Raw genomic sequence first — 24,275 nt, forward strand, 5'->3', positions numbered from 1 at the left:
ACCGGGAAAAGCGGGGAACCCGGCCACGGGGCGGAGCGGACCTTGGTCCCGCCGGTCCGGTCCCTGTGGCAGGTGCCCCGGCGGGACGTCCGGGGAGATGATGGCGACGGCCCCGGCCCGGCGTACGTCCCGGCCGGGGCCGTCGAACGGTGAACGAGGAGATGGTCCCTGTGCGCGACCCCCGGGGCGGCCCGCCGCCCCCGAGGTCCCGGCTCGCGGCGCGGCGGCTGCCGCTGTTCGCGGGCGCCGCGTTGTCCCTCCTCGCGGGCCTGTGGAGCGGCCTGGGGCTGCTCGGCCTCGGGGTGCCGCTGCCGCAGGGCGGACTCGCCTCCCAGCACGGGCCGCTGATGGCGCTCGGCTTCCTCGGCACGCTCGTCTCCCTCGAACGCTCGGTCGCGCTGGGCAGGCCCTGGGGGTACAGCGCCCCGGTGCTCGCCGCCCTGGGGGCCGTCGCGGTCCTCGCCGGGTTCGTCCAGCCCGGACGCCTCCTGCTCACCGCCGCCGGCGGCTGGCTCGTCGCCGTCTACCTGGTCCTGCTGCGCCGCCGCCCCGGGTACGACACCGTCATCGAGATGTCCGGCGCCGTCGCGTGGTACGTCGGCGGAATGCTGTGGACGCGCACCGGCCTGGTCACCGACCTGGTGCCCTGGCTGGCCGCGTTCCTCGTGCTGACCATCGCCGGGGAGCGCCTGGAGCTGGCGCGGGTCGCGTTCCTGCGGCGCGGTGCCGGGACCGGCATGCTCGCGGCGGCGGCCCTGGTCGGGGCGGGCGCGGCCGTGTCCGTCGTACACGAGGACGCGGGCTGGCGGGTCACCGGCCTGGGCATGCTGGCGCTGGCCGGGTGGCTGGCCGCGCACGACGTGGCCCGCCGCACCGTGCGCGCCCGCGGTCTGCCCCGCTACACCGCCGCCTGCCTGCTCGCGGGCTACGTCTGGCTGGCCGCGACCGGCGCCATGTGGCTGGCCTGGGGACTGCCCGAGGACGGGGGCGGCGGCTACGACGCCGCGCTGCACGCGCTGTTCCTCGGGTTCGTCGTCTCCATGGTCTTCGGCCACGCCCCGGTGATCCTTCCGGCGGTGCTGCGCGTGCGGCTGCCGTACCACCCGGTGCTGTACGGGCCGCTCGTCCTGCTGCACGCCGCCCTCGTCGTGCGGCTCCTGGGCGACCTCACCGGCGGGCACGGGACCCGCGTGCTCGGCGGCGTGCTCGGCGAGGTGTCGCTCCTGGCCTTCGCGGCCTGCGCCGTGGCCGCGTCCAGGCTGGTGCGCCCGGCCGCGCCCGGCGCGCGGGGCCGGGCCGCCCGCCCGCCCCGATCCCCCGAGCCCTCCCCGACCCACCCCGATCCCGGAATGGAGCCGTCTTGACATCCACGGACGTGCGGATCAAGGCGCACCCCGACCCCTCCGAGCCGCCCCGGCCGCGCTCCTCCTGGCACGCCCGCGCGAACGCGGTCGTGCTGGCCTGGCTCGCCCTGACAGCGGTGGCGGTGGCGGTGGGCGGGTCGTTCGGCCTGCCGAGGTGGCTGCTGATCCACCTGTTCCTGCTCGGCGCGGTGACCAACGCCATCGTGACCTGGAGCGAGCAGTTCGCGACCACGCTCGGCCGCCTCCCCGAGCCCGGGCGGCGGCGGACGGCGGCCCGGCTCGCGGCGCTGAACGCGGGGGTCGCGGCCGTCGTCCTCGGTGTGGTGCTGGGGCGCCCGGTGGTCGCGGTGTGCGGGACCGCGACCGTCGTCGGCGTCGTCGCCTGGCACACGTGGCAGCTGCTCGCCAGGGCGCGGCGCGCCCTCCCGGGGCGCTTCGGGTACGTCGTGCACTGGTACGCCTGCGCGGGCGTCGCCCTGGTCGCCGGGGGGACCCTGGGCGGCCTGCTGGTCTCCGAACGGGTCCCGAACGCCTGGGACCCGCGGCTGGAGGCCGCGCACGCGCACGCCAACCTCCTGGGCTGGATCGGGCTGACCGTGATCGGCACGCTGTTCACGCTGTGGCCGACGGTGCTGCGCACCCGGATCGTCGACGGCGTGGCGGGGCTCGCGCGGTGGGCGCTGGCCCTCGCGGGGCCGGGGCTGGCGCTGGCGGTGGCCGCGCTCGCCGCGGGGTTCCGCTGGGGAGCGGTGGCGGGCCTGCTGCTGTACGCGGCGGCGGTCGCGCTCACCCTCGTGCCCTTCGTCCGCACCGCCCGCCGGAAGCGCCCGAGCACGGCGCCCGCCTGGACGCTCGCGGCCTCGGTCTGCTGGTTCGCCGTGGCCGTCACGGCGGATCTGTACCTCGTCGCGACCACCCCGCCGGACGGGGTGGCGGACGCGGTCGAGCCGCTCGTCCCGCTCGTCCTGGCGGGGTTCGTCGGGCAGGTGCTCCTGGGCTCCCTCACCTTCCTGCTCCCGGTGGTGCTGGGCGGCGGCCCCGCCGCGCTGAAGCGCACCGCCGCGCTCCTGGAGAAGGGATGGACCGTCCGGCTGGCGGCGGTCAACGCCGCCGTCCCGCTGGTCGCGCTGCCGGTGCCGACGTGGCTGGCGCACACCGCGTGGGCGGTCCTGCTGGCCGAGCTCGCCGTCTTCGTGGCGCTGGCCTCGACCGCCGTCCTGAACGCGCGGGGGCACCGGATCGCGCCCTCGCCCGCTGTGGCGGGGACCGCGCTGGGCTCGGTGCTGACCGCGCTGGCGGTCGTGGTGGCGGTCAGCGGTCCGGGCCTGCCCTTCGGGGCGGGGGCGGTCGAGGCGAACGGCGAGACCCGGACCGTGGACGTGGCGCTCGGCGCCATGACCATCGACCCGGGCGTGGTCGAGGTCGAGGCCGGGACCGAACTGGTGCTCCGGGTGACCAACGAGGACACCCAGCAGCACGACCTGCGGATGGGCAACGGCGCGCACACGCCGACGCTCGGCCCGGGCGAGAGCGCCACCCTGGAGGTCGGCGTGGTGACCGCGTCCATGGAGGGCTGGTGCACGCTGATGGGGCACCGCGCCATGGGCATGGTGATGAACGTGGAGGTCACCGGCTCGGACGCGGTCGCGGACGGCGCGGAGGACGACAGCGGGCACGCCGGGCACGAGGCGCACCCGGGGACCGACTCCGCCGCCTCGTCGGACCTGTCGGGGGAGATGGGCCCGGACTGGCGGCCCTACGACGCGGAACTCGCCCCGGCGCCCGGCGGCACCGAGCACGAGGTCGAGATCCGTGCCTCCGAGACCGAGCAGGAGGTCGCCCCGGGCGTGACCCAGGCGGTCTGGACGTTCAACGGGTCCGTCCCCGGTCCGGTCCTGCGCGGGAAGGTCGGCGACGTGTTCACGGTGACGTTCGTCAACGACGGCACGATGGGCCACGGCATCGACTTCCACGCGGGCGCGCTCGCGCCCGACGAGCCCATGCGCACCATCCAGCCGGGCGAGCGGCTCACCTACCGGTTCCGCGCAGAGCGGGCCGGGGCCTGGCTCTACCACTGCTCGACCATGCCGATGCTCCTGCACATGGGCAACGGCATGTACGGCGCCGTGATCATCGACCCGCCCGACCTCGAACCCGTCGACCACGAGTACGTCCTCGTCCAGGGCGAGGTGTACCTGGGCGAACCGGGCAGCCAGGAGCAGGTCGACGCGATGCGCGACGGCGAACCCGACGCCTGGGCGTTCAACGGCACCGCGTCCGGATACGACCACGCGCCGCTCACCGCGAAGGCGGGGGACCGCGTGCGGGTCTGGCTGGTGGCGGCGGGGCCGGCCAGCGGCACCTCGTTCCACGTCGTCGGCGCCCAGTTCGACACCGTCTACAAGGAGGGCGCCTACCTGCTGCGCCCCGACGACCCGGGGGGAGCGCAGGCGCTCGACCTGGCCCCCGCGCAGGGCGGTTTCGTCGAGACGGTCTTCCCCGAGGCGGGGACCTACCCGTTCGTCGACCACGACTTCCGGCACGGCGAGAACGGCGCCCACGGCGTCTTCGAGATCGAGGAGTGACCCCGATGACCCTGTGGACGCTGGTCCGCTTCCTGCACGTCCTGTCGGCGATGCTCTGGGTCGGCGGCCAGCTCACCGTGTCGCTGATCGTGCTGCCGCTGGCGCGCAGGCGGCTCGACGCCGAGCAGAGGGGGGCGGTGCTGACCGCGATCGGCAAGCGCTTCGGGCAGTTCACGGTCGCGTTCTTCCTGCCGGTGCAGCTCGGCACGGGCATCGCCCTGGCCTGGCACAAGGGCGTGACCTGGGCGTCCCTCGCCGAACCGGGCTACGGACGGATCCTGGCGGCCAAGCTCCTCCTGTTCTGCGCGGTGATGGTCGTCTCGGCCCTGCACGGCGCGGCCAGCACCCGGGGCCGCCCCCGCTTCGCCCGGGCCATGGCCGTCACCGGCCTGGTCGCGTCGGTGGGCGTGGTCCTGCTCGCCACCGCGCTGCCCGCCACCTGACCGGGGAGCGGGCCGGGCGGGCGCGGCCGCCCGGGGGAAAGGTGTAGCCCGCTCCACTGCCCCGGCGTGCCGGGAACGGGATAATCGCAGCCATGTCTCCGAAAGCGCAGAACGGCGGACTCCGCGCGCGGTTCGCCTCAGGGGTGCGGGCGGCCCTGTACCTCACGACGGCGATGGCCACGGCGGTCGCCACCCTGGTGTTCCCCCCGCTGCTGATCGGGGCGGGGTCCCTGGTGGCGCTGGGCGTGGGGCTGGTCCTGCTGCCCCTGGTGCTGGGGGGCCTGCGAAGGTGGGCCGACGTCGAGCGGCGTCGCCTCGGCCGCTACCTCGGCGAGTCGCTGCCCGAGCGCGGCCGGCCGCTCCCCGAAGGGCTGGGCGCCCGGCTCCGCGACACGGTCCTCGACCCGCTGACCCCGCGCGACCTCGCGTGGGCCGGCGCGCACATCGGGCTGGGGGTGACACTGGGCGGACTGGGCCTGGTCGCGCTCGCGGGCGTCCCCGGAACGCTGGCGTCGACGGCGTTGTGGTGGCTCGCGCCGGCCGGCGAGCCCGTCACCCTGATGGCGGTCCCGGTCACCGGCTGGGGGACCGCGCTCACGGCGGGGAGCGTCCAGTGCGCGCTGGCGGCGGCCCTGCTGCTGTGGGGGGCGAAGCCGCTGGCGGACCTGCACGCCAGGGCGTCGCGCGCGCTGCTCTCCCCGTCGAGGGCCGACCGGCTGGCCGAGCGGGTGGAGACGCTGACCGACACCAGGGCGGGAGCGCTGAACGCGCACGCCTCCGAGCTGCGCAGGATCGAACGGGACCTGCACGACGGCACCCAGGCGCGGCTGGTCGCGCTGGCCATGCGCCTCGGCCTGGCCGAGCGCACGCTGGGCGAGGACCCGGAGACCGCCGCGAGGCTGCTCCGGGAGGCGCAGAGCGGGGCGGAGGAGGCCATGACCGAGATGCGCCAGGTGATCCGCACGATCTACCCGCCGATCCTCTCCGACCGGGGGCTCGACGGAGCGGCCTCCGCGCTGGTGGCGCGCAGCGTCGTCCCCGCGCGGCTGGAGGCGGGCGAGCTGGGGGCGCTCCCCGCCGCCGTGGAGTCCACGGCCTACTTCGTGATCGCCGAGGCCCTGACGAACATCGCCAAGCACGCCTCGGCGTCCGGCGCCGAGGTCGCCATCGAGCACGTCGGCGCGCGCCTGCGGGTGCGGGTGACCGACGACGGGGCGGGGGGCGTCGACGAGGAGCGGGGCAGCGGGGTCAGGGGGATGGCCCGGCGGGTGGCGGCCCTGGACGGGACGTTCACGGTGAGCAGCCCGGTCGGCGGGCCGACGACAGTGGAGGCGGTACTGCCGTGCGGATCGTGATCGTCGAGGACAACACCATCCTCGCGGAGGGGCTGAACCTGCTGCTCGCGTCGTCGGGCTTCGAGGTCGCCGCGACGGTGGGCGACGCGGAGGCGTTCCTGGCGGCCGTGGCCGAGCACCGCCCCGACGCGGCCATCGTGGACGTGCGGCTGCCGCCGTCGTTCCGCGACGAGGGGGTGCAGGCCGCGCTGGCCGCGCGGCGCCTGGTGCCCGGCCTGCCGGTGCTGGTGTTCTCGCAGTACGTGGAGCAGGTGTACGCCAGGGACCTGCTCTCCGACGGTCAGGGCGGCGTCGGGTACCTGCTGAAGGACCGGGTGGCCCGGGTGGGCGACTTCGTCGACGCGCTGAACCGGGTGGCGGGCGGGGGCACCGCGATCGACCCGGAGGTCATCTCGCAGATGCTGGTGCGCGGGAGGAGCCCGCTGGAGCGGCTGACCGCCCGGGAGCGCGAGGTCCTGGAGGCCATGGCCCAGGGGCTGGACAACGCGGAGATCGCGCGCAGGCTGACCGTCACCGAGAGGTCCGTGCACAAGCACATCGGCAACATCTTCGGCAAGCTCGACCTGGCCCCCACCGACTCGGGCCACCGCCGCGTCCGCGCGGTCCTCGCCTACCTGGACGCCTGAGCCGTCTCCGCCGGGGCCCGGCTCGCGACCGTCACAAGGGTCCTGTTCGATGACCGTGACGCCGGCGTTCCACAGTCGGGGGACTCGGTGCGCGGGCGCCGGGCGCGCCCTCCTGCACGGCCGAGCCGTGGTTATCGGTGGGGGTTTTCCCAGGGTCTTGGGGCGAGGCCGAGGTGGTGTCCGGGGATTCGGAGGGCGTCGGCGATCTGGATGAGTTTGTCGTAGGTGGTGATGCGGCCGCTTCCTTTGGCGAGGTGTCCGACGCGGGCGGGGTTCATGTCGCAGGCCTGGGCGATCTTGGAGTAGCTGATCCCGGCCCACTGCCGGGCGAGGTGGAAGACGGTGCCGAGGTCGTGGTCGGCCAGGGCCGCGCGCACGTCGTCGCGGGCCAGGAGGTGGTCGGGCAGGACCGCGCCGGGCACGGGCGGGGGCGGGCGGAACGCGGGCTTCCGGGCGTGGTCGGGCAGGCGCGCGGCGGCGTGCAGCAGCGGCCAGGCGCGAAACAGGACACCACCGGTGAGCAGTACCTCGTCCAGGGCGATGGCCAGCGCGGCGGGGCACAGGTCGTGGCCGGTCTCGATCTGCTTGAGGCGCGCGGCGGTGGTGTGGGCGCGCCGCGCGGTCTCGGCGGGCGACAGGGCGCGGCGGTGGCGCCAGTGCCGGACCTCGGAGCCGAACCAGTCGGCGGGGGTGGGCACCGGGGTCACCGCGCGCCGCCGAGCAGGGAGCCGAGGAGGCGGGCGGCGCGGCGCAGGAGGCCGGGGCGGCGCTCGCGGGCGTAGTGGTCGGGGGTGGCGTGGAGGGGCCGGTAGTGGCGGCGGGGTTTGCGGCGTTTGGCGGCGTCGGGGCGCAGGCGGGTGAGGAATTCGGCGAGGTCGTCGGGGACGGGGAAGTCCTCGCGGGTGGGTCGGCGTCCGGTGACGGGGTGCGGGTCCAGGGGGTGGAGGACGCGTGGGAAGGGCAGCGGGTGCGGCCGCCGGGCGGGGGGCGTGCTCGGAGCCGGAGGCGTGGTCGCGGCCGGGACCGGGACCGGGTGCGGCTGCGGGGCCGGGGGCGGGGTCCAGCCGAGGGTGATCTCGGGGCGGATGTCGGCGAGTTGTCGGATGAGGGACGCGAGGCGGGCGTCCTGCCCGGTCGTGTCGAGGAGGTCGCCGTGGGTGACGGTCGTGGGCACGGGGGTGTCCTTTCCGGGGAGCTTGCCGGGGGTGCGGCCCCGACGTGGTTAAGGCGGCGGTGACCGCCGGGGCCGTGCGGAGGCCGGGAAGCGGCGAGGCGACGACGACGGGCGGGGCCGGAGGCGGGCGGGTGGCTTCCCGGTTGTCCGTGGTGTCCGTTTCCCCTCGCCTTCCCTCGCTGATCTTGACCTTTCCGGGGTCTCAACCGCTTCCGAGACCCCGGAAACGTCAAGATCAGCGGAGGGAGAGCGGGCGGGGCCAGTGGAGGGTGTAGTAGACGCCGTTCTCGGCCGGGGCGAGGGTGCCCCAGCGGGTGGCCAGGGCGTCCACCAGGAACAGGCCGCGCCCGTTCTCGGCGTCGGGGCGGGCGTCGGCGACGCGGGGGACCGCGTGCAGGTGGCGGGGGCGGCGGGTGCGGATCTCGGCGCGCATGCCCTGGGCGTCCACCCGAACGCGCACGTGGAAGGCCTGGCCGGGTTCGCCGGACAGGGTGTGCAGCACCGCGTTGGTGGCCAGCTCCGAGGTGATCAGCTCGGCCCGGTCGATGACCGTTTCGGGGACGGTGATCTGGGGGGTGATTCGCAGGACCCCGGTGACGAACCGCCGCGCGGGCGCGACGCTCTCCACCACCCCGGGGAAGGAGGTGAGGTGGACGCTCACCGGCCCGCCGCCGGAACGGCGAGGCGGCAGGGTGACGGCTTCGGGACGGGGGGTAGCCTGTTCCATCGAGTCTCCAGCTGTGTTGGCAGTTGGCGGCTAAGGCCCCACTTCGGTGTTGTGAGCACCGGGGTGGGGCCGCTTACGTCTTCGGACGCATTCCCGAGCATGTATCAACTGTTGAAACGAAGCCAGCACTTCTACTGAACTGCGTTGATACTGTTGACTGTGTAGACAGCCGTAGATAGAGCGTGCTTGAATCTCAGTTATGACTCAGAAGGTCAACCCCATGTGGCTGCGCTTCGGGCAGCAAGTTCGCTACCACCGGGAGCAAGCTGGGCTTTCTCAGGGACAACTTGCCAAGGCCCTGACGATCCAGCCCGCGATGCTGAGTGCCATCGAGCGTGGTGTCCGAGGCGCGAAGCCGGACTATGCACACCAAATCGATAAGGCGCTCTCTACAGGGGGGAAACTCAGCCGCCTACTCGACTCCCTGACCACGAACAACGGTGCTCCGAACTGGTTCCGCGATGTCCTGACGCTGGAGAAGCAGGCGGCGACCATCAGGGAGTACGATCCGATCCTGATCCCCGGCTTGTTGCAGACGGAGAACTACGCGCGGACCATCCTGCGTGACGGACGCCCACAGAACAGTGACGCAGAGGTCGAGGAGCTGGTCGCGGCGAGAATGCGCCGCAAGAAGATCCTCGGCGGAGAGCGTCCGCCGCGTCTTCTGGTTGTCCTGGACGAGATGGTGATCCGTCGGCCTGTTGGCGGCGCCGAGATCATGAAAGCGCAGTTGGGCGGCCTCCTCGATGTGACGTCAAACTCACACGTCGTGCTGCAACTCGTCCCGTTCCAGACTGCGCGCAATCCGGGACTTTCAGGGGCCTTCCGGTTGCTGGATGGGCCAGAGATCGGTGAAATCCTGTACCTGGAAACCGTGATCGGCGGGTCTCCGATCGATGATCCCAACCATGTGGCCCTGTGCTCCCACATGTTCGGAGACCTGCGCGGTGTGGCGTTTCCCCCGGATCAGTCCCGTCGTCTGATCGAAAGTGTCATACAAGGAGGCTTCTGAACATGGACGCGAAAGACATCAGGTGGCACAAGTCCACCTACAGCGGCGGTAACACTAACGCCTGCGTTGAGGTCGCCGGGCTTCCCGGCTCGGTGTTGGTGCGCGACACCCAGAACCGGGAACTCGGGCACCTGGGCTTCGCGGCGGCGGCTTGGTCTGCCTTCCTCGCCGACGTCAAGGCCGACCGGCTGTAACCCCCGCTTACGGCGAACCCCCGCAGGACTCCTTCGGGGGTTCGCTTTTCCCGCCGGCCCGACGGGGTCCTGTCGGTAAGCGCGCTCATGGTTGGGGAAGAAGCCTCATCCCGGCGCGAACCGCTCAGGTTTCCGTATGGAGTGACAGGAGGACTCTCATGGCTGAAAACCCGGATTGGCACAAGTCCAGCTACAGCAGTGGTAACGGCGGCAACTGCGTCGAGGTGGCGGAGCTTCCCGGCTCGGTGTTGGTGCGGGATACGCAGTATCGGGAGCTGGGGCATTTGGACTTCGTGGCGGGGGCGTGGTCTGCCTTCCTCGCCGACGTCAAGGCCGACCGGCTGTAACCCCCGTCTACGGCGAACCCCCGCAGGACTCCTCCGGGGGTTCGCTGTTTTTGGTTGATCGGACAGGGTCTCGCCGGTGACGCGCCCGGCAACAGCAGAGATTCCCCCGGTGACCTTGATATTATCGCTCTGCATTGTCCGTTTCGGGGCGCTAACGTCAAGATCATCAGTGGTGAGAAGAGGACAGCCATTGGAGGGTGGAGTAGGGAACCTCCGGCGCGGGGGTGGCTCGGGCACCGATGCTTCGGGGGCTTTTCGGCCTCACGCCACGCGGATCGCGGGGTCACGGCGGGCAGCGACGGCGGGTGAGGGCCGATTCCGCCCCCACCCGGAATGATCATGGGATTTCTGCCCGTTTCGGGGCCGGGAAGGGCAGAAAGCCCAAGACCGTCAACGGAACCCTCACGCAACGAACATCGTGGGCGCGGCCTCGACCCTCACCCGCCGTCGCTGCCCGCCGTGACCCCGCGATCCGCGTGGCGTGAGGCCGAAAGACCCCCCGAAGCACCGGCACGCCGAACCACCCCCGCGCCGGAGACTTCCTGGACGCCGTCTTCGATGGGGGCGAGGGTGCCCCAGCGAGTGGCCAAGGCGTCCACCAGGAACAGGCCGCGCCCGCGCCGTCCTGGCCTACTTGGACGCCCTAGCCACCCTCCGCCGGGGCCGTTCCGGCGATCAGCGGAGCGGGGGCGCCAGGGGATCGCGAGTGAGGTCAGGAACGGTAGACCTCTTTCCGGTTCCCGATGCCCACGATGACGACCTTGATCGTCTCGTCCTGGATCTCCACCACGACTCGGTGGTCCCCGACCCGGTATCGCCACAGACCGCTGAGCCGGGCGCCCTTCAGCGCGTCGCCGAGAATCCGCGGATCCTCGGCGGGTGCGATGCGCTCGTTCAGAAACCGGATGATCCGTCTGGCCACCTGCCTGTCGAGCTTTCCAAGGTCCCGGAGAGCCGCGGCATCGAAATCAATCGTCCAGGTCATACTCGGCCATGACCTCGCTCAGCGGAACAGTGTGGCTGCGTCCGGCGCGCAGATCCTCGATACGGAGCTCGGCCAGGTAGACGTCTTCCAGATCATCCAGGTAAGCCACGATGGCCTCACGCGCGTAGAAGCTCTTGGAGCGCCCGGTCTCCTGAGCCAGGGCCTCAAGGCGCTGCTCAAGGTCGCCGGGAAGCCTCAGTGCCAGCATCGTCGGCCTCCTTCCGTGAGATTGCTATACAAGTATAGCGACGGGCTTCGAGGGTACTCGGTTACCGCAGGGAGCCTGTTGTCCCTACGCCGGGTAGCACTCCACCTCGGTGGCCTTCACGCTGGCCCAGACCTCGTCGCCCGGGGACAGGGCCAGGTCGGCCAGGCCCGCCGGGGTGATGTCGGCGCTCAGCGCCAGTTCGCCGGTCAGGTGGACGCGCACCTGGTCGCCGAAGCGCTCGACGCCGTCGATGGCCGCCGGCCAGGTGTTGCGCGGGGTCCCCGCCGGGCGTTCGCGGTACAGGGCGACGGCGCGCGGGGGGAAGGCCGCGAACACCTCGCCCGAGTGCACGCCCGGCACGGTGATCGGCACCGCCGCGCCCGACGCCCCGGCGGCCAGCACGCGGGTCCCCTCGGCCCGGCCCCGGTACAGGTTCAGGCCCACCAGGCGCGCGACGTATTCGGTGCGCGGGCGCCGGGCGACGTCGGCGGGCGCGCCCTCCTGCACGGCCGCGCCGTCCTCGACGACCAGCACCCGGTCGGCGAGCACCATCGCGTCCAGCGGATCGTGCGTGACCAGTACGGTCGCGCCGTCGAACGCCGCCAGGCGGCGGCGCAGGCCCGAGCGCACCGAGGCGCGGGTGTGCGCGTCCAGCGCGGCGAGCGGCTCGTCCAGCAGCAGCAGGCGCGGCTCCACCGCGAGCGCGCGGGCCAGCGCCACCCGCTGCGCCTGGCCGCCCGACAGCGAGCGCGGCCGCGCCGCCGCGTACCCGGCCAGCCCCATCCCCTCCAGCAGGCCGGCGGCGATCCGGCGCGCCTCGGCCTTGCGCACGCCGCGGCAGCGCGGTCCGAACGCCACGTTCTCCAACGCGCTCATGTGCGGGAACAGCAGGTAGTCCTGGAACACCACGCCGACCGGCCGCCGCTCGGCGGGCTCGCCCGTCAGGTCCCGGCCGTCCACCAGGACGCGCCCGCCGGACAGGGGGAGCAGCCCGGCCAGCGCGCGCAGCACCGTGGACTTGCCCGCCCCGTTCGGCCCGAGCAGGGCCAGCACCTCCCCGGGGGCGACCTCGACGCGCACGTCCAGGGTGAAGGCGGGGCGGCGCACCACCAGGCGCGCCGACAGGGCGGCGTCCGGCGGGCTCACGGCGCGCTCACCCACCGGTCGCGCAGGCAGACCAGGACGGCCAGGGACACGAGCAGCAGGACCAGGCTCAGCACGATCGCCGCGTCGGGGCTCTGCTGCATCGCCAGGTAGACCGCCAGCGGCATCGTCTGGGTGCGGCCCGGGAAGTTCCCGGCGAACATGATGGTCGCGCCGAACTCGCCCAGCGCCCGGGACCAGCACAGCACCGCGCCCGCCAGCACGCCGGGCGCGGCCATCGGGAGCGTCACCCGGCGGAAGACCACCGCGCGGGTCGCGCCCAGGGTGGCGGCGGCCTCCTCGTACCGGCGGTCGGCCGCGCGCAGCGCCCCCTCCACGCTGATCACCAGGAACGGCATCGCCACGAACACCTGCGCCACCACGACCGCCGGGGTGGTGAACGGCAGCGAGTACCCGGTCCACGCGTGGACGTACTGGCCGACCACGCCGTTGCGCCCGAGCACCAGCAGCAGCGCGACCCCGCCCACGACGGGCGGGATCACCAGCGGGACGGTGACCAGCGCCCGCGCCACCCGCAGCCCGGGGAACCGGGTGCGGGCCAGCAGCCAGGCCAGCGGCACGCCCAGCAGCAGCGACACGGCGGTGGCGGCGGTCGCCGTGGTCAGCGACAGCAGGAGCGCGTCGCGCACCTCGGGCATCAGCAGCCGGGTGCCCAGCGTCGACCACGGCGCGCGCGCCAGCAGCCCGGCGAAGGGCAGCACCAGGAAGCCGAGCCCCAGCAGCGCGGGGACCACCAGCAACCACGGGAACCGCCCGCCGCCGATCCGCACCGGGGCGTCGGCCGGCCGGGCGCGCCCACCGGGCCGGAACGGCGTCACGGGGTCCGGAACCCGGCCCCGGACAGGACCTCCGCGCCCTCGGGGGAGGTCACCAGCTCCACCCAGGAGGCGGCGAGGCCGGCCTCGGGCGCGTCCGCGAGGACGGCGACGGGGTAGTCGTTGACGGCCTCCTCCGCCTCGGGGAACGGGACGCCCCGGACCCTGCCCGAGGCGGCGGCCACGTCGGTCGTGTACACCAGCGCGGCGTCGACCTCGCCGAGCTCCACCTTGGTCAGGGCCGCCTTGACGTCCCTCTCCAGGGTCGCCGGCTCGAACTCCACGCCCGAGGCGTCCAGCACCGCGCGCGCGGCCGCGCCGCAGGGCACCTCCTCGGCGCACAGCGCCACCGAGACCCCGTCCTCCGCGAGGTCGTCCAGGGAGCCGATCCCGGCCGGGTCGTCCGGGGGGACCGCGATCTCCAGGACGTTGCGGGCGAAGACCACCGGCTCGCCGCCGGCGCCCCCGGCGTCGACGACCAGGTCCATGGTCGCGGTGCTGGCGGAGGCGAACACGTCGGCGGGCGCGCCCGCGTTGACCTGGGCGGCCAGGTCGGAGCTGCCCGCGAAGGAGAACTCCACGGCGGTCCCCGGGTTCCGCTCCTCGAACACGCCGCCGAGCTCCTCGAAGGCCCCGGTGAGCGAGGCCGCCGCGAACACGGTGAGGGTCCGGGCGTCCTCGGCGGAGCCGTCCGGGACGGGGGCGCACGCGGCGGCCGACAGGATCACCGAGGCGGCCAGCGGCGCGCGGAGGAGCGCGGGGGGCCTACGCATGGCGGACCCCCTGACCCGCGCCCGTCTCGACGACGACGTTGGTCGACTTCACCACCGCCACGGCCAGCGAGCCCACCTCCAGGCCCATCTCGTCCACCGCCTCGCGGCTGAGCAGGGACACCACCCGGTGCACCCCGGCCTGCATCTCCACCTGCGCCATCACCCCGTCGCGGGTGATCGCGGTGACCAACCCGTGGAAGCGGTTGCGCGCGGAGGAGAAGGCGCGGGCCGGATCGTCGTCCGCGCCCTCGCGCATGAACGCGGCCAGGTCCGCCCCGTCGACGAGGCGGCGGCCCTGCTCGTCGCGGTCGGCGGGCAGCCGCCCCGCGTCGACCCAGCGGCGGACGGTGTCGGGGCTGACCCCGACCAGTTCGGCGACCTCGCCGATCCGGAAGACTGGCATGGCAAAACCCTACCCCTCGCCGATGCGAGGCTCCAAGCGGGGTTCTCCTCGCGGAAGCGAAGAGTGAAGCGCGTCCGCCCGCGCGTTCGCGTGCCCCGGCGAGGCGCGCGGGTGGTGCTGACACCACCCGGATCCGGAGTGGTGTCGCCAATGCGCGGGCCGGACCCCCGCCCCTACCGTTGGCACAAGGGCCGACGAGAGGGAGACGCGGGTGAGGGGAGCGGCGGCGGGAGCACCGGTGCGCGGGGGAGGGTCCTCTCTGGAGCTGCGGCCGTGGGGCGAGCGCCTGGTCGCGGTGCTGCACCTGTTCACCTCCCTCGTCCTGGCGCTGCTCTACCTGGCCCCCGCGGCGATCCTGCTGGCGGCGGTCAACGGGTTCTCCATCACCGGGGTCCAGGCGCTTCTCGGGGACGCCGACGCGCGCCAGACGATGCCGCAGGTCTCCGTCCTGCTGGTGCTGACGGTCCCGGCCGCGACGCTCCTGGCCCGCTTCTCCTGCCGGATCCAGCGGTCCCGGCTGGGAAGCGTGTTCGGGATCGTGGAGAGCACGGAGCCCGAACCGCGCCGGGAGGGCGGCCCGGTGCGGCGCGTCCTGCGCGTCCTCTTCGGGCTCGACGCCTGGAGCGCGGTGCTGTACAGCGCGGTCGCGGGGCTGACGGGGCTGTTGTCGGGGGGCCTCGCGGTGGTCCTGGTCGCCTACGGGCTCGGCACCATGCTCGGCGGCCTCCTGGGGATCGCCCTGGTGCTGGCGGACGGCACGTTCACCGACGCGTTCGCCGACGGGAAACGCCTGGCCATGGTGGTCGTGTTCATCCTGCTGGGCCCGCTGGTGGCGACGGCCGGACTGCGGGTCGCCCCGTGGCTGGTCCGGGTCGACGCCGAACTCGTCCAGCGGATGCTGTTCGACTCCCCGCGGGTGCGGGTCCGCCGCCGCCTCATCGAACTGCGCGACAGCCGTTCGCGGATGGTGGACGCGGCCGAGGCCGAGCGCCGCCGCATCGAGCGCGACCTGCACGACGGCGCCCAGCAGCGGCTCCTCGCCCTCACCATGACGCTGACGCGGGCGCGCGCCAAGTTCGACCGCGACCCCGACCAGGCCCGCGCCCTGCTCAAGGAGGCCCAGAGCGAGTCCAAGGCGGTGATGGCCGACCTGCGCGAGGTCGCCCGGGGCCTGCACCCCCGGGTCCTCACCGACCACGGGCTGGAGGCCGCGCTCCCCGTCGCGGCCGGGCGCTGCCCGGTGCCCGTGCGGGTCGACGTCGAACTGGCGGAGCGCCCGTCGCCGCGGGCCGAGGGGATCGCCTACTACGTGGCGTCCGAGGCGCTCACCAACGTCGCCAAGCACGCCGGGGCGGCGACCGTCACAGTCAGGGCCGAGCACGTCGCCCGGCGCGGCGGCGACCTGCTGCGGCTCACCGTCGTCGACGACGGCCGGGGCGGCGCGGACCCCGAGGCGGGGACCGGGCTGTACGGGTTGTGGGACCGGGTGCACGCCGTCGACGGGGAACTCGCCGTCCACAGCCCGCCGGGTGGGGGAACCGTCCTCACCGCGAACATCCCATGGAAGGCATGACCGTGCGCGTGATCATCGCTGAGGACTCGGTACTGCTGCGCAGCGGCATGGCCAAGCTGCTGGAGGACGAGGGGATCGAGATCGCCGCGCAGGTCGGCGACGCGGAGGCGCTGCTCGCCGCGGTCGCCGAGCACGACGACGTGGACCTGTGCCTGGTCGACATCCGCATGCCGCCCACCTACTCGGAGGAGGGCATGCACGCGGCCATCCGGATCCGCGCCGAGTACCCGGGGATCGCGGTCCTGCTGCTCTCCCAGCACGTGGTCGGCACCTACGCGGCCCAGCTGCTGGGCGGGGGGTCCACCAAGGTCGGCTACCTGCTCAAGGACAGGGTGGCCGACATCGACGAGTTCCTGGTCACCCTGCGTCGCATCGCCGACGGAGGGGCCGCCATCGACCCCGAGGTGGTGTCGCAGTTGCTCAGCCGGAACACCGACAGCGCCCTGGACCGCCTAAGCCCGCGCGAGTCCGAGGTGCTCGCGGCGATGGCCGAAGGGCTCAACAACGCCGGGATCGCCGCGCGGATGTTCGTCACCGAACGCGCCGTGGAGAAGCACATCAGGTCGATCTTCACCAAGCTCGGCCTCGCACCCGACGACCACGACCACCGCAGGGTGCTCGCGGTCCTCCAGTACCTGCGGGCCGGCACGGCGCGCAACTGACCATTCCGACCCGTCTTCCGCAGAAAGGAAGTCCGTGATGACGTTCAACGCCAGGGGGCTCTACGCCTCCTCCAGCAAGGTTCCGCGCAGGAGGCGCTTCGGCTGGCTGGTGGTCGGCGCGGTCGTCGGCCTCCTCGCCCTCGGCCTCGGCGTGCTCAGCATGCTCGGCAACGTCTCCACCAGCATCGAGAGCCGGCGGGACGTGTTCCCCGCCGCGTCCGCCGTCGAGATCGACAACGAGACCACCGGGAGCGTCGTCGTCCGGGCGGGGGAGGGCGACGAGATCACCGTGGACCGCGAGCGGCACGGCTCGCGGACGGCCGATCCCCACGAGGAGATCGGGACGGACGACGGCCGGCTGGAGATCGAGGCCGGCTGCCAGGGCTTCCTCTCGTTCGGCCCCTGCGCGGTGGACTACGTGGTGGAGGTCCCCGAGGGGGTCGCGGTCGACATCACGACCAGCGTCGGGCCCATCGAGGTCATCGGCGTGACCGGGGACGTCCAGGCCGAGAGCGATGTCGGCTCCATCACCCTGCGCGATGTCGAGGGCGCGATCGACCTGGAGAGCGACACCGGCTCCATCGAGGCGACCGGATCGGGCCCCTCGGCCACGGTGAGCAGCGAAGCCGGGACGGTGGACCTGGAGGGCTTCGCGGCCGCCGCCGTCGAGGTGGAGACGGACATCGGCGACATCCTGGTCGGCGCGGGCTTCACCACCGCCACGGTCCGGACCGAGATCGGCTCGGTGCGCGTCGGGACCGACCAGGGGTTCGAGAGCCTGGTGGTCGGGAGCGACATCGGGGCCGTCGACATCCGGGTGCCCGACGCCGAGTACCGGGTCGTCGGGGAGTCCGACATGGGCGAGCGCACCGTCGAGGTGGACACCTCGGCCGACGCCGCCGCCCTGATCGACGTCGAGACCGAGATGGGCTCGGTCGACATCAGGCCCAACTAGTGTCCGCTCCGCAGTGCTCTCTCCACTGATCTTGACCTTTTCGGGGTCTCGGAAGCGCTTGAGACCCCGAGAAGGTCAAGATCGGCGATCCGCCCATTCGGTGCGAACCACGCGGGAATCCGTGGTGTCCTAGAGTGCGGTAGGCAGCCGAGCCGGAGAGAGGGCCGATGGAAGCAACCTCGTTCGCCGAAGTGTGGCAGGACGTCTTCTCCGTGCAGCCCGACCCCCCGCAGTGGCTCGTCATCGCCACCGGTGCCGCGACCCTGGTCGTCGTGCTGGTGGGCGGCCGCCCCTGGCGGCTGGCCCGCAACGTGGTGACCATCGCGCACGAGGGCGGGCACGCGCTCGTGGCGCTGCTCAGCGGGCGCCAGCTGACGGGGGTGCGGCTGCACTCGGACACCTCCGGCGTCACCGTCTCGCGCGGGCGCCCCGACGGCATCGGGATGATCCTGACCATCCTGGCCGGGTACACCGCGCCGTCGGTGGTGGGCCTGGCGGGGATCGTGCTGCTCACCAACGGGCGGATCACGGCGCTGCTGTGGATCAGCATCCTGCTGCTGGCGGCGATGCTGCTGCTCATCCGCAACTTCTACGGAGTGCTGTCGGTGGTCGGCACCGGCGCGATGGTGTTCCTGGTCTCCTGGTTCACCCCCGCCGGTGTGCAGGGCTTCTTCGCCTACCTGTTCACCTGGTTCATGCTGTTCGCGAGCGTGCGCCCGGTGTTCGAGCTCCAGTCGCAGCGCCGCCGCCAGCCCTCCCCGCACTCCGACGCCGACCAGCTGGACCGGCTGACGGGCGTGCCCGGAACGGTCTGGGTGCTCTTCTTCGGGCTCTTCGACATCGCCGTCGTGGCGCTGGGGATCTGGCTGCTGATGTTCCGGCCGTGAGGAGGGTGGCCGACGCCCGTCCTCAGGGGGCGGTCAGCGCGTCGTCCACCGTGGGGTAGACGGGGATGCGGGTGTCGATCGCGGTGACCCGCAGGATCTGCGCCACGCGCTCGGACGGGGCGGCGACCATGAGCCTGCTGTCGTTCTCCCTGCCCGCCTTGTGGCACTGGATCAGCACGCGCAGGCCGCTGGAGTCGATGAACGACAGCTGGTCGCAGTCCAGGACGACGCGGCCGTTCGGACGTTCGCCCGCCACGTGCAGAACCGTGCGGCGGAAGTCGTCCTCGGTGGCGATGTCGATTTCCCCGTCGAGTGCGATGACGGTGCCGTCGTCGTGTGTGCGAACGGTGATCTGCAACGCGGGCATGCTCGCTCCGGAAAGATACGCCGATGCTGTCGCCCGGCCGGACGGCACTGCGGAACGGACCTTCCGATGGCCGGAACGCTTGAGGGGAGGGTGGATCATCCCGTGGCCGGGCACGGTGGTGCGGTGGGGCCACTGTCCCATCTGTGTGTCCCCCTGATGTCGGCAGTGCGGGCCTGCCGGACGTATGTGAGTTCGTCGTCGTGGGCCGCGTGGACCGGTCGACACGGGCGGTCTGTCGCACCCGATCCTGTCCGGGCCCCGGAACGGCCTGTGCGCACTGGTTGCGCCCGCCTGTTCTCCCCCGGTGGACACGCTTTTGGAGGCGGTCCGTCCCGGACGATACCACACGCCTGGCCGTCGATCGGGTGACTTCCACAGTCTCGACGGTTGTTCGTGTCACATGTCGGAAACGCGCTTTTCCCGGGTGTGCCGCACCCGGTTCGCAGCGCGGGGGGAGACGCGCAGCGTCAGCGCTTCTTTATGGGCTCCGAGCTGCGAAGACGTCCGGTCGAAGCCGACCGTCGGGGTGGGCGCTCACACCGGCGCGTGCCGGTCGGGGGCTCCGTCGGCCGAGGGTCGCGGAGCGTGCGGCGGCCTTTCGCGCTGCAGCGCCCAGACGCAGGCGGCCAGGGTGAGCGGCACCGCCACGGTGAGTGCCAGCGCGGGGATGGCGATCCCCGAGTCGTTGAGTCCGAATCCGGCCAGAGCCGTCACCAGCGAGCCGGTGAGCCCGGCACGCAGCGTGGGCGCGTACTCGTAGACCCGCTGGAGCACGCCCATGCGCCAGTCCGTCGGCTTGTTCAGCACCGCGAACAGGAACAGCAGCGCGCACGCCGAGAGCAGCGTCAGCTGCCAGTTGCCCAGCGAGCCCAGCATCGCGCCGATCTTGCGGGAGACCACCGGCCACGCCTCGCCGTCGACGAACTGCCCCGCGAACAGTCCGAAGTGGCTGCGCTCGTTGGGCGGACGCAGATAGTCCAGGTAGGACAGCACGGCGATGACCGCGACGGCGCCGCCGCCGATCACCGCCAGCCGGGACAGCGTCACCCGCAGGCCCGCGATCATCAGCACGGTGACCGCCAGTCCCGGCACGATCGCCAGGACCCCGCCGAAGTCGGTGCCCAGACCCGGCCAGCCGATGACGAACAGCGTCGCCAGCCCGATGGCCAGCGCCGCGACCACCGCCCACGCCCGCCTGCCGCGGGCCGGCAGGAGGTGCGCGATCCCGGCCACCGTCATCAGCATCCCCGTCGCGAAGGTCGCGAAGGCGATGTTGCCCAGGCCGTAGAACCGCCCCGCCACGATCGGGGTGTAGCCGGTGGGCGAGTTCATCTGCAGGTTCGAGCCGGTGCACAGGTCGGCGAACAGCACCAGGGTGGTGATCCCCGCGACGATCGTGGTGGGGGCCAGGATGTCGCGCCGCCACGGCCCGGCCAGCGCGGCCGCCACGATCACCGCGTCGGCCAGGAGCACGCTGCCCAGCAGGGCGAGCTGGGGGAGCGCGGCCGACCACCACGGGATGAGGTTGGCCAGGTAGCTGGAGACCGGGAAGGCGGCGCCCCCCAGGGCCACCACCCGGGTCACCGACAGCACCAGGTGGCGCTTGGACAGGTCGCGGTCGCTGTACCGCTTGAGCGCGAAGGCGGCCGCGGCGTAGATGAGCAGCTGGAGCGCCACCAGGCCGCTGAAGAAGCCGGGCACCAGCGACTCCACCACCTCGGCGGCGGTGGTGAACTCCACGAGCCGCCCGACGGCCTCGGTCAGGCCGGGCGGCCGGGGCGCCTCCACCCAGGCGCGGCCCACCGTCCCCGGGAGGGTGTCCACGCCCATCGCGTGCAGCAGGGTCGTGGTGATGTCGGTCAGCGTGACCAGCCCGGGCCGCCGAGTGGACTCGGAGGTCAGGTAGCCGTGGTCGAAGTCCTGCCCGCCGGGGCCGACGCCGCGCAGCAGCGCCGCGTTCAGGCTGGAGGTCCCGGCCTCCACCGAGATCCCGGCGACCATCAGCGTGGAGCCGGGCGGCAGGGTGTCCAGCACGACCGCCAGGTCCTCGTCGATCGCGGTCAGGCGCTCCCGGCGCTCGCGGAGCTCGCTGTACTCGGAGGGGTCGGGCTCGGGCTCCTCCTCGACCACCTCGCCCTCCTCGATCGCCTCCTCGACGGCCTCGCCGCCGTCCCAGGAGCCGCCTTCCTCCCCGCTGTCCGGGCCCTCCCCGCCGAGCTCCTCCGCCTCCTCGTCCTCCTCCGCCTCCTCGGCGGCGGGCGACGGCGGAGGATCGAGGTAGAGGTCGGCGAGGTCGTTCAGGTCGACCACGCCGAGGTCGACGCCGTCCCAGGCGGCCTCGTCCAGGCCGGCGACCCCGCCCAGGTAGCGGTCCACGCGGCCGTCGCTGTCGGCGGCGGCCAGCGCGGCGCCCGGTCCGACCGCCAGCGTCGTGCCGCCGTTCGCGTGCACCGTGTCGCCGAGCAGGCCCACGCGCGCGACGAACTTGGAGGCGGCGTTGTAGGCGACGTGCTCGGAGTAGCCCGGAACGACCGCGCCGTCGCCCTCGATCCTGGGCAGCTGCGGAAGCTCGCAGATGGAGTAGGTCTGGCGCTCGCTGGCGGCGCGCTGCCCGGCCGACACGGTCAGCCAGCCGTCGACGGGGCAGGTGCGCGAGGTGACGGTGCGGATCGACATGTCGCCGATGGCGCTGTCCCGCGCGAGCTCCCACAGGTTCGGGGTGGCCTCGGGGCCGATCTCGCTCCACCGCAGTCCGGGGACGCCGACCAGCACCACCGGCCCCGGCCCGGGACGGGGCGCGGGCGCGGCGGCCGTGCTCGTCCCGACCGGCGTGACCGCGAGCAGCACGGCCAGCACGGCCAGCGCACGCGAGAGCCACCTGCCTACCGCCACACCGAGTCCCCCTCACGTCCAAGCCGCGGGTTCAGCCTAACCACAGCTCAGGGGCCGGACCCGAAACGCCACCCGATGCCGGGTATCAGCTCCGGATGCCGCCGAAGGCGACCGAGGTGAGGGAGTCGGCCAGGTCCGCGGGGTCCAGGCCGCGGTCGGGGCGGTACCACTCGACCAGGGAGTTGACCATGCCGAACAGCAGCCGGCTGACCAGGAGGGGGTCGACGTCGGGGCGGACGCTGCCCTCCCGCACGCAGTCGCGGACGAGGGCGCCGACGAAGCGGTTGAACTCGCGGCGGCGCTCCAGCGCGCGGCGCTCGACCTCCGTGTTGCCGCGGACCCGCAGCAGCAGGGTGACGTGCGGAAGCCGCTCGGCCAGGACGAGGACGCTGCCGCGCACCACGTGCTCCAGCCGGTCGATGGCCGGGCCGGTGGCGGCCCCCGGCTCCCGCGTCACCGCGAACAGCGCGTCGAGGGCGTGGTCCAGGGACCGGCGCAGCAGGTCCTCCTTGCCGCTCACGTGGTGGTAGATGGCGGACTTGGTCACGCCCAGGGCGCGGGCCAGGTCCTCCATGCTGGTGCCGTCGTAGCCGCGCTCGTTGAACACGCGCACCGCCACGCGCAGCACCGACTCGGCGTCGTGCCCGGGGCGCCCGGCCCTGCGGGGCGCGGGGGAGGAAGGGGAGGAGGTGGTCACGGTCCAATACTCGCAAAGGACACCGGCGGGGACGCGAACCGGAGACCTTGAAACCGAACGAATGGTCGGTTAGTAATGGGGTGGCGGGCGCGGAAGCGCTGCCGACGCGACGACCCTGGAGTGCGAACCCGTGGCAGCAGACCCGATGGACCTCTTCACCCGGCACGAGGAGACCCTGGACAAGGCCGTCGCGGCGATCCGCGGCAGGCACTTCTGGACCCCCTACCCCGAGTCGCCGAGCCCCCGGCTCTACGGCGAGGACGCCGCGCCCCGAGGCCAGGCGGCCTTCGAGGCGTACCTCGGCCGGGACTTCCCCCTCGACCAGCCCTCGGACGGCGGGCGCGTCGCCACCGAGCGGTCCCCGTACGGCATCGCGCTGGAGGTCGGCTACCCGCACGCCGACGCGGACACCCTGGTCGCGGCGGCCGGGGCGGCGCTGCCCTCCTGGCGGGACGCGGGGGTGCGCGCCCGCGCGGGCGTGTGCCTGGAGATCCTGGACCGCCTCAACAAGCGCAGCTTCGAGATGGCGCACGCCGTCCAGCACACCAGCGGGCAGGCGTTCGTGATGGCCTTCCAGGCCGGGGGCCCGCAGGCCCAGGACCGCGGCCTGGAGGCCGTCGCCTACGGATACGACCTGATCAGCGCGTACGCGTCCGAGGCGCGCTGGGAGAAGCCGCAGCGCAAGGGTGCTCCCGTCGCCATGGACAAGCGGTTCCACGCGGTGCCGCGCGGCGTCGCGCTCGTCGTCGGCTGCAACACCTTCCCCACCTGGAACGCCTACCCGGGCCTGTTCGCGAGCCTGGTCACCGGGAACCCGGTGATCCTCAAACCGCACCCGCGCGCGGTGCTGCCCGCCGCCATCACGGTCGCGGTGGCGCGCGACGTCCTGGCCGAGGCCGGGCTCGACCCGAACACGGTCCTGCTCGCGGCCGAGCGCCCCGACGAGCGCCTGGCCGCGACCCTGGCCACCCGCCCCGAGGTGCGCGTCGTGGACTTCACCGGCTCCACCGAGTTCGGGGAGTGGCTGGAGGCCAACGCCGCCCAGGCGTTCGTCAGCACCGAGAAGGCGGGGGTCAACGCGGTCGTCGTCGACTCCACCGACGCCTATCGGGGGATGCTCGGCAACCTCGCCTTCTCGCTGTCGCTGTACAGCGGGCAGATGTGCACGACCCCGCAGAACCTGTTCGTGCCGCGCGGGGGGATCGACACCGACGAGGGCCCGAAGAGCGCGGAGCAGGTGGCCGACGACCTCGCCGAGTCGATCCGCGGCCTGCTCGGCGAACCGGCGCGGGCGGCCGGAGTCCTCGGCGCCATCGCCAACGACGGCGTCCTCGCCCGGATCGAGGCGGCGGGCGGGCTCGGGGAGGCGGTCCTGGAGTCGGCCGAGGTCGCGCACCCGGACTTTCCCGGCGCGGTGCTGCGCACCCCGGTCGTCGTGCGCCTGGACGCCGACCGCCGCGAGGTCTACGGGCGCGAGCACTTCGGGCCGGTCTCCTTCGTGGTCACCGTCGACGACACCGCGCACGCCCTGCGCCTGCTGGGCGAGACCGTCACCGAGCGGGGCGCGCTGACCGCCGCCGTGTACTCCACCGACGAGTCGGTGCTGGACGAGGCGGAGCGGACCGCGCTGGAGGCGGGGGTCAACCTGTCGGCCAACCTCACCGGGCAGGTGTTCGTCAACCAGTCGGCGGCCTTCAGCGACTACCACGGCACCGGCGCGAACCCGGCGGCGACCGCCTCCCTCACCGACCCGTCCTTCGTCGCCGGCCGCTTCCACTTCGTCCAGTCCCGCAGGCCCGCGTAGGCCGGCTCCACCCGGACGGCCTAGTCCGCGCGTTCCTCCCCGGAGGTGACTCGGGCACCGGTGTTTCGGGTGGGTCTTTCGGCCTCACGCCACGGGGATCGCGGGGTCACGGCGGGCGGCGACGGCGGGTGCGGGTCGAGGCCGCGCCCAGAGTGTCCGTTGCGTGGGGGGGCCGTTGACGGTCTTGGGCTTTCTGCCCTTCCCGGCCCCGAAACGGGCAGAAAGCCCACGACCGTCAACAAAAACACAGAGTCACGCAATGA

25 protein-coding genes are annotated in these 24,275 nt (G+C 73.2%); 13 read left to right on the forward strand and 12 right to left on the reverse strand.

All coding sequences use genetic code 11. The features are described from left to right. Positions 1-170 precede the first annotated feature (170 nt). From EV190_RS10145 to EV190_RS10165, 5 genes are all read left to right on the forward strand, one after another. The gene (locus EV190_RS10145) at positions 171-1,364 is read left to right on the forward strand and encodes a hypothetical protein (protein ID WP_208113132.1); all 1,194 of its coding nucleotides are present in this window, start codon (positions 171-173) and stop codon (positions 1,362-1,364) included. Next, positions 1,361-3,949: a multicopper oxidase domain-containing protein gene (locus tag EV190_RS10150; protein ID WP_133741233.1), complete on the forward strand. Its 2,589-nt coding sequence runs from the start codon at positions 1,361-1,363 to the stop codon at positions 3,947-3,949. The genes EV190_RS10145 and EV190_RS10150 overlap by 4 nt, the downstream gene beginning before the upstream one ends. Before the next feature lie 5 nt (positions 3,950-3,954). After that, a complete protein-coding gene (locus EV190_RS10155; RefSeq protein ID WP_133741234.1) occupies positions 3,955-4,392 on the forward strand; it encodes a hypothetical protein in 438 nt (145 codons plus the stop codon). A gap of 92 nt (positions 4,393-4,484) precedes the next feature. Beyond that, the gene (locus EV190_RS10160) at positions 4,485-5,747 is read left to right on the forward strand and encodes a sensor histidine kinase (protein ID WP_133741235.1); all 1,263 of its coding nucleotides are present in this window, start codon (positions 4,485-4,487) and stop codon (positions 5,745-5,747) included. After that, positions 5,735-6,373, forward strand: a complete 639-nt coding sequence (locus tag EV190_RS10165) for a LuxR C-terminal-related transcriptional regulator (RefSeq protein ID WP_133741236.1) — start codon at positions 5,735-5,737, stop codon at positions 6,371-6,373. Before EV190_RS10160 ends, EV190_RS10165 begins: the two co-directional genes overlap by 13 nt. Before the next feature lie 131 nt (positions 6,374-6,504). Here EV190_RS10165 and EV190_RS23375 read toward each other — a convergent pair whose 3' ends face one another. The 3 genes from EV190_RS23375 to EV190_RS10190 all read right to left on the reverse strand — a co-directional run bounded on the left by EV190_RS23375 (position 6,505) and on the right by EV190_RS10190 (position 8,274). Then, entirely contained in the window at positions 6,505-7,071 is a 567-nt protein-coding gene (locus EV190_RS23375; protein ID WP_166655432.1) for a helix-turn-helix domain-containing protein, read from the reverse strand. A 5-nt stretch (positions 7,072-7,076) separates the two neighbouring features. Further along, positions 7,077-7,547 (reverse strand): hypothetical protein, encoded by a 471-nt coding sequence (locus EV190_RS24300; RefSeq protein WP_133741237.1) that lies wholly within the window; start codon positions 7,545-7,547, stop codon positions 7,077-7,079. 235 nt (positions 7,548-7,782) lie between these two features. Then, entirely contained in the window at positions 7,783-8,274 is a 492-nt protein-coding gene (locus EV190_RS10190; protein ID WP_208113133.1) for an ATP-binding protein, read from the reverse strand. Positions 8,275-8,473: 199 nt separating this feature from the next. Between EV190_RS10190 and EV190_RS10195 the strand changes: the two genes are divergently transcribed. The 3 genes from EV190_RS10195 to EV190_RS10205 all read left to right on the forward strand — a co-directional run bounded on the left by EV190_RS10195 (position 8,474) and on the right by EV190_RS10205 (position 9,827). Then, entirely contained in the window at positions 8,474-9,286 is an 813-nt protein-coding gene (locus EV190_RS10195; RefSeq protein ID WP_133741238.1) for a helix-turn-helix domain-containing protein, read from the forward strand. Between the two features lie 2 nt (positions 9,287-9,288). Beyond that, positions 9,289-9,480 (forward strand): DUF397 domain-containing protein, encoded by a 192-nt coding sequence (locus tag EV190_RS10200; RefSeq protein WP_133741239.1) that lies wholly within the window; start codon positions 9,289-9,291, stop codon positions 9,478-9,480. A 158-nt stretch (positions 9,481-9,638) separates the two neighbouring features. Then, a complete protein-coding gene (locus EV190_RS10205; protein ID WP_133741240.1) occupies positions 9,639-9,827 on the forward strand; it encodes a DUF397 domain-containing protein in 189 nt (62 codons plus the stop codon). Between the two features lie 712 nt (positions 9,828-10,539). Here the strand turns inward: EV190_RS10205 and EV190_RS10210 are convergent. The 6 genes from EV190_RS10210 to EV190_RS10235 form a co-directional block, all read right to left on the reverse strand. Then, positions 10,540-10,812 (reverse strand): type II toxin-antitoxin system RelE family toxin, encoded by a 273-nt coding sequence (locus EV190_RS10210; RefSeq protein WP_133741241.1) that lies wholly within the window; start codon positions 10,810-10,812, stop codon positions 10,540-10,542. Then, the gene (gene relB, locus EV190_RS10215) at positions 10,796-11,020 is read right to left on the reverse strand and encodes a type II toxin-antitoxin system RelB family antitoxin (protein ID WP_133741242.1); all 225 of its coding nucleotides are present in this window, start codon (positions 11,018-11,020) and stop codon (positions 10,796-10,798) included. The genes EV190_RS10210 and relB overlap by 17 nt, the downstream gene beginning before the upstream one ends. 84 nt (positions 11,021-11,104) lie before the next feature. After that, on the reverse strand, positions 11,105-12,166 hold the full coding sequence (locus tag EV190_RS10220) for an ABC transporter ATP-binding protein (RefSeq protein WP_133741243.1): 1,062 nt from the start codon (positions 12,164-12,166) through the stop codon (positions 11,105-11,107). Continuing rightward, positions 12,163-12,954, reverse strand: a complete 792-nt coding sequence (locus EV190_RS10225) for an ABC transporter permease (protein WP_243742487.1) — start codon at positions 12,952-12,954, stop codon at positions 12,163-12,165. Before EV190_RS10225 ends, EV190_RS10220 begins: the two co-directional genes overlap by 4 nt. A gap of 44 nt (positions 12,955-12,998) precedes the next feature. Then, on the reverse strand, positions 12,999-13,772 hold the full coding sequence (gene modA / locus EV190_RS10230; protein ID WP_133741245.1) for a molybdate ABC transporter substrate-binding protein: 774 nt from the start codon (positions 13,770-13,772) through the stop codon (positions 12,999-13,001). Next, entirely contained in the window at positions 13,765-14,175 is a 411-nt protein-coding gene (locus EV190_RS10235; RefSeq protein WP_133741246.1) for a TOBE domain-containing protein, read from the reverse strand. The genes modA and EV190_RS10235 overlap by 8 nt, the downstream gene beginning before the upstream one ends. A 238-nt stretch (positions 14,176-14,413) precedes the next feature. Between EV190_RS10235 and EV190_RS10240 the strand changes: the two genes are divergently transcribed. The 4 genes from EV190_RS10240 to EV190_RS10255 all read left to right on the forward strand — a co-directional run bounded on the left by EV190_RS10240 (position 14,414) and on the right by EV190_RS10255 (position 18,252). Further along, positions 14,414-15,748, forward strand: coding sequence for a sensor histidine kinase (locus EV190_RS10240; RefSeq protein ID WP_394345514.1), 1,335 nt, complete (start codon positions 14,414-14,416; stop codon positions 15,746-15,748). A gap of 2 nt (positions 15,749-15,750) precedes the next feature. Beyond that, positions 15,751-16,410: a response regulator transcription factor gene (locus EV190_RS10245; RefSeq protein ID WP_133741278.1), complete on the forward strand. Its 660-nt coding sequence runs from the start codon at positions 15,751-15,753 to the stop codon at positions 16,408-16,410. Between the two features lie 37 nt (positions 16,411-16,447). After that, on the forward strand, positions 16,448-17,365 hold the full coding sequence (locus EV190_RS10250) for a DUF4097 family beta strand repeat-containing protein (protein WP_133741247.1): 918 nt from the start codon (positions 16,448-16,450) through the stop codon (positions 17,363-17,365). Positions 17,366-17,532: 167 nt separating this feature from the next. Beyond that, positions 17,533-18,252, forward strand: a complete 720-nt coding sequence (locus EV190_RS10255) for a M50 family metallopeptidase (RefSeq protein WP_133741248.1) — start codon at positions 17,533-17,535, stop codon at positions 18,250-18,252. Positions 18,253-18,274: 22 nt separating this feature from the next. On the opposite strand, the gene EV190_RS10260 is transcribed toward EV190_RS10255, so the two are convergent. From EV190_RS10260 to EV190_RS10270, 3 genes are all read right to left on the reverse strand, one after another. After that, positions 18,275-18,619, reverse strand: coding sequence for an STAS domain-containing protein (locus EV190_RS10260; RefSeq protein WP_133741249.1), 345 nt, complete (start codon positions 18,617-18,619; stop codon positions 18,275-18,277). Positions 18,620-19,153: 534 nt separating this feature from the next. Continuing rightward, entirely contained in the window at positions 19,154-21,511 is a 2,358-nt protein-coding gene (locus tag EV190_RS10265; RefSeq protein ID WP_133741250.1) for a hypothetical protein, read from the reverse strand. 85 nt (positions 21,512-21,596) lie between these two features. Further along, positions 21,597-22,130, reverse strand: coding sequence for a TetR/AcrR family transcriptional regulator (locus EV190_RS10270; protein ID WP_208113141.1), 534 nt, complete (start codon positions 22,128-22,130; stop codon positions 21,597-21,599). A gap of 223 nt (positions 22,131-22,353) precedes the next feature. Between EV190_RS10270 and paaN the strand changes: the two genes are divergently transcribed. Further along, positions 22,354-24,012: a phenylacetic acid degradation protein PaaN gene (gene paaN / locus EV190_RS10275; RefSeq protein ID WP_133741280.1), complete on the forward strand. Its 1,659-nt coding sequence runs from the start codon at positions 22,354-22,356 to the stop codon at positions 24,010-24,012. The last annotated feature ends 263 nt before the right edge of the window (positions 24,013-24,275 follow it).

The sequence above is a fragment of the Actinorugispora endophytica genome, from assembly GCF_004363075.1.
Taxonomy (GTDB): domain Bacteria; phylum Actinomycetota; class Actinomycetes; order Streptosporangiales; family Streptosporangiaceae; genus Actinorugispora; species Actinorugispora endophytica.

Excerpts from the sequence above, each read along its gene's own strand:
- EV190_RS10155 (WP_133741234.1), top strand. The coding sequence starts at position 3,955 with ATGACCCTGTGGACGCTGGTCCGCTTCCTGCACGTCCTGTCGGCGATG.
- EV190_RS10160 (WP_133741235.1), top strand. The coding sequence starts at position 4,485 with ATGTCTCCGAAAGCGCAGAACGGCGGACTCCGCGCGCGGTTCGCCTCA.
- EV190_RS10190 (WP_208113133.1), bottom strand. The coding sequence starts at position 8,274 with ATGGAACAGGCTACCCCCCGTCCCGAAGCCGTCACCCTGCCGCCTCGC.
- EV190_RS10195 (WP_133741238.1), top strand. The coding sequence starts at position 8,474 with ATGACTCAGAAGGTCAACCCCATGTGGCTGCGCTTCGGGCAGCAAGTT.
- EV190_RS10200 (WP_133741239.1), top strand. The coding sequence starts at position 9,289 with ATGGACGCGAAAGACATCAGGTGGCACAAGTCCACCTACAGCGGCGGT.
- EV190_RS10205 (WP_133741240.1), top strand. The coding sequence starts at position 9,639 with ATGGCTGAAAACCCGGATTGGCACAAGTCCAGCTACAGCAGTGGTAAC.
- EV190_RS10210 (WP_133741241.1), bottom strand. The coding sequence starts at position 10,812 with ATGACCTGGACGATTGATTTCGATGCCGCGGCTCTCCGGGACCTTGGA.
- relB (WP_133741242.1), bottom strand. The coding sequence starts at position 11,020 with ATGCTGGCACTGAGGCTTCCCGGCGACCTTGAGCAGCGCCTTGAGGCC.
- modA (WP_133741245.1), bottom strand. The coding sequence starts at position 13,772 with ATGCGTAGGCCCCCCGCGCTCCTCCGCGCGCCGCTGGCCGCCTCGGTG.
- EV190_RS10235 (WP_133741246.1), bottom strand. The coding sequence starts at position 14,175 with ATGCCAGTCTTCCGGATCGGCGAGGTCGCCGAACTGGTCGGGGTCAGC.
- EV190_RS10250 (WP_133741247.1), top strand. The coding sequence starts at position 16,448 with ATGACGTTCAACGCCAGGGGGCTCTACGCCTCCTCCAGCAAGGTTCCG.
- EV190_RS10255 (WP_133741248.1), top strand. The coding sequence starts at position 17,533 with ATGGAAGCAACCTCGTTCGCCGAAGTGTGGCAGGACGTCTTCTCCGTG.
- EV190_RS10260 (WP_133741249.1), bottom strand. The coding sequence starts at position 18,619 with ATGCCCGCGTTGCAGATCACCGTTCGCACACACGACGACGGCACCGTC.
- paaN (WP_133741280.1), top strand. The coding sequence starts at position 22,354 with ATGGACCTCTTCACCCGGCACGAGGAGACCCTGGACAAGGCCGTCGCG.